Annotated in this window: 1 protein-coding gene; it reads right to left on the bottom strand. The window is 40.5% G+C overall.

Going from position 1 to position 348, the window contains the following annotated elements:
- Positions 1-122: 122 nt before the first annotated feature.
- A partial coding sequence (locus FD33_RS06720; protein ID WP_156407831.1) for an IS3 family transposase occupies positions 123-348 on the bottom strand: 226 nt, incomplete at its 5' end.

The raw sequence follows: 348 nt of genomic DNA, 5'->3' as shown, positions 1-348 counted from the left end.
TGGATTGAAGTCAATATTTGAGACAGGTTTTAAGAGACATTCAGAACCGCGTTTACCTTCCACAGCTCAAATAAATCATTAATCGTGATTAATAACTTATTTGAACCCTGGAAAGCATTAAATCAGGCGGCCATTTGGCTCGCAAGTGTTGCGATTTCAACTTGTAAGGGGGTCTGGTAGCCCAGTGAACTATGAATTCTCTTCCTATTGTAGAAAGCATGCACATATTCAAAAAGGACAGCAGCGGCAGTTTCATAATTCTCAAAGACCGGCACTGGATAAACACATTCCTTTTTGAGGGAAGCATGAAAAGATTCCATTGGTGCATTATCGTATGGACACCCCTTA

The organism is Companilactobacillus paralimentarius DSM 13238 = JCM 10415 (assembly GCF_001434985.1).
Taxonomy (GTDB): Bacteria; Bacillota; Bacilli; order Lactobacillales; family Lactobacillaceae; genus Companilactobacillus; species Companilactobacillus paralimentarius.
This window is presented reverse-complemented; position numbering and strand designations above follow the sequence as displayed.